Annotated in this window: 15 protein-coding genes and 1 pseudogene; 7 read left to right on the plus strand and 9 right to left on the minus strand. The window is 71.0% G+C overall.

From position 1 onward, the window contains the following. Nucleotides 1–14 precede the first annotated feature (14 nt). The 7 genes from ACWGE1_RS22640 (at nucleotide 15) to ACWGE1_RS22670 (ending at nucleotide 4,132) form a co-directional block, all read left to right on the plus strand. On the plus strand, nucleotides 15–356 hold the full coding sequence (locus ACWGE1_RS22640) for an ArsR/SmtB family transcription factor (protein ID WP_030648705.1): 342 nt from the start codon (nucleotides 15–17) through the stop codon (nucleotides 354–356). A gap of 74 nt (nucleotides 357–430) precedes the next feature. After that, the gene (locus ACWGE1_RS22645) at nucleotides 431–2,086 is read left to right on the plus strand and encodes a SulP family inorganic anion transporter (protein WP_453422305.1); all 1,656 of its coding nucleotides are present in this window, start codon (nucleotides 431–433) and stop codon (nucleotides 2,084–2,086) included. Continuing rightward, complete coding sequence (locus ACWGE1_RS22650) at nucleotides 2,083–2,505, plus strand: pyridoxamine 5'-phosphate oxidase family protein (RefSeq protein ID WP_453422295.1); 423 nt, start codon at nucleotides 2,083–2,085, stop codon at nucleotides 2,503–2,505. Before ACWGE1_RS22645 ends, ACWGE1_RS22650 begins: the two co-directional genes overlap by 4 nt. Before the next feature lie 17 nt (nucleotides 2,506–2,522). Then, a complete protein-coding gene (locus ACWGE1_RS22655; protein ID WP_453422306.1) occupies nucleotides 2,523–2,927 on the plus strand; it encodes an ATP-binding protein in 405 nt (134 codons plus the stop codon). Nucleotides 2,928–2,954: 27 nt separating this feature from the next. Further along, on the plus strand, nucleotides 2,955–3,353 hold the full coding sequence (locus ACWGE1_RS22660; RefSeq protein ID WP_453422296.1) for an anti-sigma factor antagonist: 399 nt from the start codon (nucleotides 2,955–2,957) through the stop codon (nucleotides 3,351–3,353). Nucleotides 3,354–3,399: 46 nt separating this feature from the next. Further along, the gene (locus ACWGE1_RS22665; RefSeq protein ID WP_030648694.1) at nucleotides 3,400–3,621 is read left to right on the plus strand and encodes an alkylphosphonate utilization protein; all 222 of its coding nucleotides are present in this window, start codon (nucleotides 3,400–3,402) and stop codon (nucleotides 3,619–3,621) included. Between the two features lie 175 nt (nucleotides 3,622–3,796). Further along, nucleotides 3,797–4,132 (plus strand): ArsR/SmtB family transcription factor, encoded by a 336-nt coding sequence (locus ACWGE1_RS22670; protein ID WP_030648691.1) that lies wholly within the window; start codon nucleotides 3,797–3,799, stop codon nucleotides 4,130–4,132. Between the two features lie 161 nt (nucleotides 4,133–4,293). Here ACWGE1_RS22670 and ACWGE1_RS22675 read toward each other — a convergent pair whose 3' ends face one another. The 9 genes and pseudogenes from ACWGE1_RS22675 to ACWGE1_RS22715 form a co-directional block, all read right to left on the minus strand. Next, nucleotides 4,294–4,452, minus strand: a complete 159-nt coding sequence (locus ACWGE1_RS22675) for a DUF6126 family protein (protein ID WP_453422297.1) — start codon at nucleotides 4,450–4,452, stop codon at nucleotides 4,294–4,296. Beyond that, nucleotides 4,449–4,652: a hypothetical protein gene (locus ACWGE1_RS22680; RefSeq protein WP_453422298.1), complete on the minus strand. Its 204-nt coding sequence runs from the start codon at nucleotides 4,650–4,652 to the stop codon at nucleotides 4,449–4,451. Before ACWGE1_RS22680 ends, ACWGE1_RS22675 begins: the two co-directional genes overlap by 4 nt. Beyond that, nucleotides 4,649–5,113 (minus strand): ATP-binding protein, encoded by a 465-nt coding sequence (locus ACWGE1_RS22685; protein ID WP_453422299.1) that lies wholly within the window; start codon nucleotides 5,111–5,113, stop codon nucleotides 4,649–4,651. The genes ACWGE1_RS22680 and ACWGE1_RS22685 overlap by 4 nt, the downstream gene beginning before the upstream one ends. Nucleotides 5,114–5,132: 19 nt before the next feature. Further along, nucleotides 5,133–5,309, minus strand: a complete 177-nt coding sequence (locus tag ACWGE1_RS22690; protein WP_386067686.1) for a hypothetical protein — start codon at nucleotides 5,307–5,309, stop codon at nucleotides 5,133–5,135. A 99-nt stretch (nucleotides 5,310–5,408) separates the two neighbouring features. After that, entirely contained in the window at nucleotides 5,409–6,152 is a 744-nt protein-coding gene (locus ACWGE1_RS22695; protein WP_453422300.1) for a carbonic anhydrase, read from the minus strand. Between the two features lie 146 nt (nucleotides 6,153–6,298). After that, a complete protein-coding gene (locus ACWGE1_RS22700) occupies nucleotides 6,299–6,931 on the minus strand; it encodes a DUF305 domain-containing protein (RefSeq protein ID WP_453422301.1) in 633 nt (210 codons plus the stop codon). An 84-nt stretch (nucleotides 6,932–7,015) separates the two neighbouring features. Beyond that, nucleotides 7,016–7,438, minus strand: coding sequence for a DUF6153 family protein (locus ACWGE1_RS22705; protein ID WP_453422302.1), 423 nt, complete (start codon nucleotides 7,436–7,438; stop codon nucleotides 7,016–7,018). A 40-nt stretch (nucleotides 7,439–7,478) separates the two neighbouring features. Continuing rightward, a complete protein-coding gene (locus tag ACWGE1_RS22710) occupies nucleotides 7,479–9,929 on the minus strand; it encodes a heavy metal translocating P-type ATPase (protein WP_453422303.1) in 2,451 nt (816 codons plus the stop codon). A 155-nt stretch (nucleotides 9,930–10,084) separates the two neighbouring features. Continuing rightward, nucleotides 10,085–10,288, minus strand: a pseudogene (locus tag ACWGE1_RS22715) (HSP18 transcriptional regulator); the annotation flags it as partial.

Raw genomic sequence — 10,288 nt, forward strand, 5'->3', positions numbered from 1 at the left:
AAGGGTGCGAGACCGTGCCGGTTCCGCTGTATCAGGCGAAGGCCGAGTTCTTCCGGATGCTCGGGCACCCGGTGCGGATAAGGGTTTTGGAGCTCCTGCAGGACGGGCCGATGCCGGTGCGGGACCTGCTGGCCGCGATCGAGGTCGAGCCCTGCGCCTTGTCCCAGCAGCTCGCGGTCCTACGCCGCTCGGGGATCGTTGCCTCGACCCGTAACGGCGCTACCGTCGTCTACGCACTGGCCGGCGGGGACGTCGCTCAGTTGATGCTGGCGGCGCGGCGGATCCTGACCGAGGTCCTGACGGGGCAGAGCGAGCTGCTGGAGGAACTGCGCGAGTCCGAGGTCCCGGCCTCGTGAGCGTGAATACCGCCCTGACCGCCGTGCTCGGCCGGGTCCGCTGCGTTCTGCCCGCCCGGGCCGACTGGGCCGTCATGGCCCGCAGCCCCCGCCGGGACCTGCTGGCCGGGCTCACGGTGGCGATCGTCGCCCTTCCCCTCGCGCTAGGGTTCGGGGTCTCCTCCGGTCTGGGCGCGGAGGCGGGGCTGGCCACCGCTGTGGTCGCGGGCGCGCTCGCAGCCTTGTTCGGCGGGTCGAATATCCAGGTGTCCGGACCGACCGGTGCGATGACCGTCGTCCTGGTGCCGATCGTCGCCCAGTACGGGCCTGGCGGCGTCATGGCCGTCGGGCTGATGGCCGGCGTGCTCCTGATCGGTCTCGCCCTGCTGCGGGCCGGGCAGTACATGCGGTACGTGCCGGCACCGGTGGTGGAGGGCTTCACCCTGGGAATCGCGTGCGTGATCGGCCTCCAGCAGATACCCAATGCCCTCGGGGTCGCTAAGCCGGAGGGTGAGAAGGTCCTGCTCGTGGCCCGGCGCGCGGTCACGGAGTTCGTAGCCTTCCCCAACTGGACGGCGATCGGCCTCTCGGCGGGTGTTGCGGCGCTGATGCTGGCCGGGGCCCGGTGGAAGCCGACCATCCCGTTCTCGATCGTCGCGGTCATCGCTGCGACCGTGATCGCGCAGGTCTTCCGTCTTGACCAGGCGGCCCCGATCGGTGACCTTCCCTCCGGGCTCCCCGCTCCGTCCCTGGCCTTCCTCAACGCTTCCGAGTTCGGCTCGCTGCTGGCCCCGGCGGTCGCGGTCGCGGCGCTCGCCGCGCTGGAGTCCCTGCTGTCGGCGACCGTCGCGGACGGGATGACGGTGGGGCAGAAGCACGACCCGGACAAGGAGCTCTTCGGTCAGGGCATCGCCAACCTCGCGGCCCCGCTGTTCGGCGGCGTGCCGGCCACTGCCGCGATCGCCCGCACGGCGGTCAACGTCCGCACCGGCGCCTCCTCCCGGCTGGCCGCGCTCACCCACGCCGCGGTGCTCGCGGTGATCGTGTTCGCCGCAGCCCCCCTCGTCTCGAAGATCCCCCTCGCCGCACTGGCGGGCGTTTTGCTGGCGACCGCGATCCGCATGGTCGAGGTCGGCTCACTAAAAGCGATGGCCAAGGCAACCCGCTCGGACGCCGTCGTCCTCGTCCTGACCGCCGCCGCCACCCTGATCCTCGACCTCGTATACGCGGTGATCATCGGCCTGGTCGTCGCGGGAGCCCTCGCCTTGAAGGCGGTGGCGGGTCAAGCGCGGATGGAGCAGGTCGACTTCCGCCCGGACCTGCCTGGCGAGCACAGCGAGGAGGAGCACGCGCTGCTGGCCGAACACATCGTGGCGTACCGCATCGACGGCCCCCTCTTCTTCGTCGGGGCCCACCGCTTCCTCCTCGAACTCTCCGAGGTCGCCGACGTGAAGGTGGTGATCCTGCGCATGGCGAGGGTGACCACCCTGGACGCCACCGGCGCCCTCGTCCTGAAGGACACGGTCGAGAAGCTGCACCGGCGCGACATCGCCGTCATGACCTCCGGCATCCGGCCCGGCCAGCGCCAGGCCCTGGACGCCGTCGGCGCCCTGGACCTGCTGCGTCTGGAGGGCCGCGAGTACGCCACCACCCCCGAGGCGATCGCCGGCGCCCGCAAACACCTGGAGCAGGCGGGCCTGCTGCCCCGTACGCATCCCCGACCGCACCGCATCCGGAAGGCCGCACGATGACCGCCCCCGCCGACCGCCGCATGATCGAGGTTTCCGGCACCGAAGCCCTGTGGCTCCTCGAAGGCTCCGCTCAAGGCCGACTCGTCTACATCCAGCGGGAGGTGGCCGTCGTCCGCCCCGCCGCACACGTGATGGAGTACGGGCGTCTCGTCGTCCGAGCTCCCGTACAAGCCGCCACCATCCCCGGCCGGGCGCTGCTGACCTACCACGCCGATGAGATCCGCACCCCGGCCGGCACGGGCTGGACGGTGACCGCCCACGGCCCGGCCGACGTCATCACCGACCCCGACGAGGCCGCCCACTACCGGCGCACCCTGCCGGGCTGGGCCCACGGCCCGCACGACACCTTGCTGCGGCTGCACCCGCAATCCGTGTCCGGGTTCCGCCTGGTCCGCGCGGTTTCTGGGGCGGGCCGGTGAGTGTCCAGGTCGAGGCGATGCACTACCGGCACGTGCTGGACGTGCCGGCCATGGGGGCCGCCGTCCGCATCGCCCGCGAGACCACGGAGCTCGTCCTGGTGGAGTGCGGGGTGGGCCTTCGCCATCCGAGCGTCGGGCCGGCGCTGCTGATCGTGGCCGAGCTGGTGACCAACGCGGTCCGTCATGCCGCCGTGACGTCCCCGATGATCACGGTCACCTACGCGCACGGGCCGGGAGGATTCGCGTTCGCCGTCCACGACCGCCACCCATACCAGCCCGCCTTGTTCGGGGCGCTCGCCACCGCCCCGGGCAGCGGCCTGGCGATGGTGGTGGAGATGACGATGGAGCTCGGCGGCACCGCCGTCGTACGGGCGGATACGGACGGGCGTGGCAAGGCCATCTGGATCACCCTTCCCCTGTAAAGCCGAGGAGCTGACGATGACGATCGAATGGCGCTACACCACTCGCCAGGACCTGGGCGTGCTGTCCCTGGCCGGGTATCTCGGCGCGGCGCCACCGACCGGTTCACCGGAGCGATCGGCTGGGCGCTCGCCCGGGGCACCGGACCGGTCATCCTGGACCTGACTGGTCTGCTGGGTTGGTCGGCCGGCGGGCAGATCGCCGTCGCCCAGGCCGCCCGTCGCCTCGCCGAGAGTGGACGCTGGCTCGAGCTCGCCGCGATCCCCGCGGACGGCTCGCTCGTCCCCGACGCGACCTGCCCACCCATGCCCGTCCACTGCGACCTCGCCGGCGCCCTGGCCGCCCACGGTGCCCCGGGCACGGTCAAGCAGTGGACCACCGACGACTGGCCCACCTCGCACTCTCCCGAGGCACCCGCCCTCACCTGAGACAGCACCACCATCCACACGAACAGCGACGAAGGACACCACCGCCATGAGCGACATCATCTTCAAGGACTCCAACGGCACCGTCCTGGAGGACGGGGACTCGGTCACTCTGACCAAGGACCTGAAGGTCAAGGGCACCTCCGAGACCCTCAAGCGCGGCACCCTGGTCAAGAACATCCGCCTCACCTCTCGCCCCGGCGAGGTCGAGTGCAACACCAAGAAGGTCAAGGGCCTGGTCCTGAAGACCGAGTTCCTCAAGAAGGCCTGACCGGCGAAGGCCCCGCCCCGGCGTGCCGAACGTCACGACGGTGCCCCGCCGGGTCCACGAGTTGCAAGGATCTGCAATTGTGGAGGTCGCAAGGTGTGAAGAGGGGCGAACGGATGCCTCTACGAAGGAACGGTTCCGGGTGGATGAGATGGGCAGTCACGACAGGGGTACCCAGGTGAGTACACCGCTGTACCAGCTGAAGGCGGAGTTCTTCAAAACGCTGGGGCACCCGGTCCGCATCCGCGTCCTGGAACTCCTGGCCGAGCGCGAGCACGCGGTCGCCGAGATGCTGCCCGAGGTCGGGGTGGAGGCCGCGAGCCTCTCCCAACAGCTGGCCGTGCTGCGCAAGTCCAACCTGGTGGTGACCCGCCGGGAGGGCTCGAGCGTGTACTACGCGCTCACCGACCCCGAGATCGTCGATCTCCTGCGGGTCGCCCGAAGCATCCTCTCCGGCGTTCTGGAGGGCCAGGCCGAACTACTGGCCGACCTCAAGGCCAGCCGCCACGCCTGAACGGTGCCCCACGGTATCGGCCCTGCGGGGCCCGCCCCCCACATACGGCGGCTGTCTTCCGGTAGTGCGGGTTCAACGCGCTTCTGACACCGGAAGACGGCCGCTCCCCCATATGTAGAACCTGTGCCGCAGGGCGTGCGGGCCCCGCTTCGGTCCCGGCCTCACTTCTGGGCGTGCTGCCCCAAGTAGAACAGCAACCAGATGAACCCGGCGAACACGTGCGTGCCGAAGATGTAGAAGAAGGCCCGCATCGCAACGCCCTTCTCTTTCCACTTCTCGTGCTCCGTCGCCGTGTCCTTCTCGGGCGGGTTGTCCGTCATGACGCACCTTCCTTCTTCGTGCTCGGCTTCTCGACCGGGTGGCGGCACGGGCGGATGCGGACCTGCATGCCGTGTTTGCCGGCGTACTCGATGGCGGCCGCGACTTCGCCGGCCTCGACCGTGCGAACCTCCGACTCAGGGCCGGTTCCGAGGTAGGTGATCTTGTACAGCTGTACGGCCCTTTGGTTCCTGCTGGTCATGGTGTGCCTTCCGGCAGGATGAAGCGGAAGACCACCGTTTTGCCGTGCCCGCCGGAGGAAGGCTGGATACGGATGTCGCCGCCGAACGTGCGCGCCAGGTCAGCCACCGTGCGCAGCCCCTGCCCGGAGGTCTGGCCGGCGTCGGCCAGCGTTATCGGGCGCGGGTCCAGGTCCTCGACCGAGACCACGAGCAGGTGCTCGGCCATGTGGAGAGTCACCTCCGCATCCGGGGAGTCCTGAGCGTGCCGGACGGCGTTGGTCACCAGTTCGCTGACCACCAGGAGCACGGCGCCGAAGAGGGCGCTGGAGCTCTCAAGCCCGAAGGAGACGAGGGACCGTTCGCTGCGCTCGCGCGCGGCCCGCACGGAACCCGGCACCAGCGGCACCGTCCACACGTGCTTGAGCACCTCGACGGCAGGCCGGCCGCTGGGGTGCCGGGCCATCACCGACGCCTCGGACACGCCGGTGCCACTGTCTGGTTCACCGGCCGTCTCCTGCGTCGGTGGCCATGCCGTGATCGTGGGCCACGCGCAATGCGTCCTCCAGCTCCTCTGCCGCCTGCGCCACCTCGAAGGCATCGTCAGCCTCCTGTGCAGCCTGGAGACGAGCCCGCGCCACGCGGACCCGTTCCAGCGCCGCTTCCTCGAACCCGGCCACACCGCGACCCCCGTCCGCCATATCCGGAACTAGTAAATTGCATAACTCTGCAAGTCTAGCTGGTGCGGGTCCGTTGGGAAGTTCACCGGCCCAGGCTGATCAGGGCACCTTGCGCACCAACTGGCTGGTCAGCTCGTAGCGGGCACCGACTACGGCCAGGCAACCGTCGGCGATCCGGGCGGCGAGGTCCGGCTCGGCGGCAAGGCGCGCCCGGACCCGGCGGACGTTCTCGGTGACCGCCGCGTCGATCCGGGCGTCGCCCTGAAGCCGGTGGTCGATCGCCGGCCGGATCCGGTCAGCCAGGCAGGCGATGTGCGCCGGGAACTCACCGCCGGCCTCGGCGTGCACGGCAGCAGCGACCGCCCCGCACCCCTGATGCCCCAGGACGACGATCAGCGGGACACCCAGTTCCAGCACGCCGTAGGCGATGCTGCCCAGGACTGCCTCGTCCAGGACTTCGCCCGCCGACCGCACGGTCAGCAGGTCTCCCAGCCCCTGGTCGAAGACCAGCTCCGGCGGCACCCGAGAGTCCACGCACCCGAGCACCACGGCGAACGGATGCTGCCCGCCCACCAGCGCCCGGCGCACATGCCCGGCGCGGTCCGGATGGCTCTCGTGGAACGTCCGCCAGCGCCGGTTTCCCGCCTCCAGCTCGCCCCACGCCTGCCGGGGCCCGGCAGGCCGCGGCCTGCGGACAGCTGCCTCCCCGGCCCGTGCGCCTGAGGCTGCTGACGGCCCGCACACCAGCCCGACCCCTAACGCCAGGGCCCCGCTCAACCCCGCACGCACCATTCGGCGCCGCGCGAGGACCACCTCGGATTCGCAGTCACGATCGACACTCATGTCTGGACAAAGTAGGTGCCGGCCCTTGTCGGACATCGGGCAGAGGCCGGCCTTGAGCAAGGTTTGGCCCGCGCTGGAGGTGCGCGTTTCCGGGGCAGGGCCGAGTTCTGTCGGGGCGGCCCGGCGAGGGCGCCGCCCTGCCGATGTCAGCCGGTCTTGAGCATGCCGCGCATCAGGGTGATCTCGGCCGTCTGGGAGGCGATGATGTCGTCGGCCAAGGCCTTGGCGGGGCCGTAGACGCCCTGCTGCTTCTCCGTGTTGGCCATGGCAATGGCGCCTTCGTGGTGGTCGATCATCATGGTCAGGAACATGGTGTCGAAGGCGTTGCCCCTGGCCTTGCCCAGCCGATCCATGTCCTGGTCGTCCATCATCCCGGGCATGCCGGAGTCGTCGCCGTGGCCCATGCCGTCCATGCTGACGCCGGTGGGGACCTTCTCGCCCCATGCCTTGAGCCAGCCGGTCATGGTCTCGATCTCCGGGGCCTGCGCCTTCTTGATCTTTTCTGCGAGTGCCCTGACATCGGGGGATGCGCCGTGGGCGGCGACCATGTCGGACATCAGGATGGCTTGGCGGTGGTGAGGGATCATCCCCTGCGCGAAGGCGACGTCCGCCTCGTTGTGCCGGTCGGCCTCCGACGGCGCCGGGGCGGTCGCGGTGGCCGGAGCGGTGCCGGCCGTGTTCGTGGTGTTGTCGCCGCCGCACGCGGCAAGGACCAGTCCGGCGGCGACCGCGGTGGCCGCCAGGGCAGCCCGGCGCGGCAGGGATCGGTTCGTGTTCATGTCGCTGAGCTCCAGTGATTCGGATGCGGGAGGGGCTGGCTCTCCGTGGCCGACGCGCTCGGGCGCGTGCCACGGGAGGAGTCCCTACGTCCGCAGGACCTGGAGATCGGCGAGCGAGGGCGGCGCCCGCCCTCCGGCGGGCTGATGGACCGGTGAGAGCGACGGTGCAGGCTGGGCAAACACGAGGCTGCCGGGCATGCTGCTGAGAGGCGTGATATCCGGCGCGGCGACGCCGGGGGCACCGGGCAGTGCCGGGGAAGCACACATCTGGTCCGCATGACCGGCGTCTCGGACCGGGCCGCGCTGCTCGTGGTCGCACGGATACAGCGGGCCGGCGGCTGCCGCGTGGTGGGACACGTGCACCGTCACGCCCGTCGTCGGCAGCGCAGCGGAGGTGTCGAGGCCGTGCATCCCGAGCAACCCGATCAGGAGAGCAAGGACGAGCAGCGATCCGAGCTGCGGGACCGGCCGGGAATGCGGCTGCGTGCGGGGCTCGTGGCGGGTCACATTTCCCACCGTAGGGCGCCCCCGCGCGTGGCGCAGCACGTCATGGGCTCGGCTGACCGACCTGGCGATCGTCTGCGTCGGCTGCGGCCGGAGGGGTCGAACGGGGCAGGTGGAGGCGCTTGAGGGCGAGGGCGTTGACGGCGACGATGACGCTGGATCCGGACATGGACAGGGCGGCGATCTCGGGGCGGAGGATGAGGCCCGTGGCGGGCTCGAAGACGCCGGCGGCGATGGGCAGGGCGATGGCGTTGTAGCCGATGGCCCAGCCGAGGTTCTGGCGCATCTTGCGCAGGGTGCCCCGGCCGATACGCAGGGCGGTGGGGACGTCGAGAGGGTCGGAGCGCATCAGGACGAGGTCGGCGGTCTCGATGGCGACGTCGGTGCCTGCGCCGATGGCGATGCCGAGGTCGGCCTGGGCGAGGGCGGGGGCGTCGTTGACTCCGTCGCCGACCATGGCGACCTTGCGGCCGCCGCGCTGGAGCTCTGCGATCGTGGCTGCCTTGTCGCCGGGCAGGACCTCGGCGATGACGGTGTCGATGCCCAACTGCTGCGCGATCCGCTCGGCGGTGGCCCGGTTGTCGCCGGTGAGCATGACGACCTCGACGCCGAGCGCGTGGAGTTCGCGTACGGCGGACGTGGAGGTCTCCCGCGGCGCGTCGGCGATGGCGATCAGGGCGGCGGCCAGGCCGTCGACGGCGGCGATGACGACGGTACGGCCGGTGGCTGCCAGCTCGTCCCGCCGGGCGGCGAGCGGACCGAGGAACACGCCCTCGCGTTCGGCCAGCCGGAGGTTGCCCACGGCGACCCGGTGGCCGTCCACCACGGCGGTCGCCCCGTGACCGGGCACGTTCTCGAACCGCCGGGCCCGCACCTGCTCCACGCCCCGCGATTCTGCGTGGCGCACGACCGCCTCGGCCAGCGGGTGCTCGGATTCCCGCTCGACCGCCGCGACCAGGCGCAGGACCTCGTATCCGTCACTGCCGGGTGCGGTGATCACCTCGGTGACCTCCGGTTCGCCCTTGGTGAGGGTGCCGGTCTTGTCCATGACCACGGTCTGGATGCCGGCGGACGCCTCCAGGGCCATCGCGTTCTTGAACAGGACCCCTCGCTTGGCTCCCAGCCCGGTGCCGACCATGATCGCGGTGGGAGTGGCCAGGCCAAGAGCGTCCGGGCAGGTGATGACGACCACGGTGATCGCGAACAGCATCGCGCTGCTGAAGGGCCGGTCGGTGGCCAGCAGCCAGACGGCAAGGGTGAGTCCTCCGCCGACGAGGGCGACGAAGACCAGCCAGAACGCGGCCCGGTCGGCGAGCCGCTGGCCTGGGGCCTTGGAGTTCTGGGCCTCCTGGACCAGCTTGACGATCTGCGCCAGTGCCGTGTCGGCGCCCACTTTGGTCGCCCGTATCCGGAGGGTTCCGTTGGTGTTCAGGGTGGCACCGACGACAGCCGAGCCCGGTGCTTTGTGCACCGGCAGGCTCTCCCCGGTCACCGTCGACTCGTCGACCTCGCTCTCGCCGTCCTCCACGACCCCGTCCGTGGCGATCTTCGTCCCTGGGCGGACGAGCAGCAGGTCCCCGACGACCACCTCGGAGGTGGCGACTTCGACCGTTTCCCCATCCCGCAGGACGAGCGCCTTGGGCGGGGCGAGGTCCAGCAGCGCACGGACGGCGTCGTTGGCGCCGCCGCGGGCGCGCATCTCGAACCAGTGGCCGAGCAGCACGAAGGACGCCAGTACGGTGGCGGCCTCGTAGAAGACCTCTCCGCCGCCCGTGAGCGTGATGACCAGGGAGTACAGCCAGCCCGCGCCGATGGCGACCGCCACCAGCACCATCATGTCCAGGGTCCGGGCACGCAGCGCCCGTACGGCGCCGATGAAGAAGATCGAGCACGAGTAGAAGACCACCGGCAGGCTCAGCAGGAGCGCCCACACGTCCTGCCGGAGCCCGAACGGCACGGGTGCGTGCCAGCCGAAGACCTCCTCGCCGATCGGGGACCAGACCACGATCGGGACGGAGAAGACCACCGCGACGAGGAACCGGTTGCGCATGTCGGCCACCATGGCCGCCATCGACATCTGCGCATGGCTGCGATGGGCTCCGTGGCCCGTCTCCTTGTCAGGCGACGGTCCGCCCTCCGGCCCGTGCCCCGCGTGCGCGGACGGTACGGCTTCGGCCGCTTCCACCACTCCGGGCGGATCCGGCTCCTCCATCGGGTCGCAGATGTGGGACGGCACCGACTGGCCCGCGCAGTGGTAGCCGCACTCGGTGACCCAGCCGCGCAGCTCGGCCAAGGAGGTCCGGCGGGGGTCGAAGACGACCGTGGCCGACTGCGCGACCGCGTTCACCTCGACGTCCAGCACACCCGGCCGGCGGCCCAGCACGGCAGCGACGGTGTTCTGCTGAGTGGCCCGGACCATGCCCCGCACGTCCAGGACCACCGTGCTGCGCTCCTTGCCCCCGTCGCGCGGCTCGTGCTTCCGCGGGTGCCGCATGCCCGTTCACCTCCCCGATCCGACAGCGGGTCCACTCGGCCAGGGCGCCTACCAGCAGCCTGTGGCCGTCGTCACCGCCGCGCAAGGGCAGGGCAGGCGGTCGGAGAGCGGGTGGTGACTGGTCCGGGCCGGGGCCGCGCCGTATCGATTGCGGATCACGTGCTGCGCTGGTCGCGGGTGTCCCGGCGGAGCTGGTCGGTGTGGCGGGTGAGGGTGTCGATGCGTTCGGCGAGCTCGGCGTCCTCGGGCCGCAGGTGGGGCCGGGTGTCGGCCAGGGGGCGCACGAGGCGGGCGGTGTCGTTGTGGGCGAGGGCCTGGTTCAGGTCGCCGATGGCGCCTTCGGCGCCGGCGGGCAGGCC

This window comes from Streptomyces sp. NPDC054932 (assembly GCF_053610205.1).